General features: G+C 44.9%; 2 pseudogenes. Both read right to left on the bottom strand.

The window, feature by feature from the left end:
- Positions 1 to 82, bottom strand: a pseudogene (locus NI467_RS14990) (IS5/IS1182 family transposase); the annotation flags it as partial.
- Positions 83 to 184: 102 nt separating this feature from the next.
- Positions 185 to 234, bottom strand: a pseudogene (locus NI467_RS14985) (hypothetical protein); the annotation flags it as partial.

Here is a 234-nt window from a genome sequence, read left to right as displayed (position 1 = left end):
GTGGGTCTTTTTCTTGCCGCTATAGCTTTTCTTCTGTTTTTTTAGGCCTTTGGATTGGAATTTCTGTGGCATCTACAATTACCACATTCCAATCGATGCCTTCGCCCTCGGGTAAATCTTTGGGTAAATTAAAGAGATTGGACCGAATCAGGCAGTCTTCAACATGACGGACAATTCTTGAGGCTGTGGACTCTGAAACCCCGTAGCTCGTCGCAACGTGAAATAAGGTTCGGT

This window comes from Acinetobacter sp. S4397-1 (assembly GCF_024129285.1).
GTDB classification, from domain to species: Bacteria; Pseudomonadota; Gammaproteobacteria; order Pseudomonadales; family Moraxellaceae; genus Acinetobacter; species Acinetobacter lwoffii_C.
Note: the sequence above shows the minus strand (reverse complement) of the source record. Positions and strands in the feature narration are given on the sequence as shown.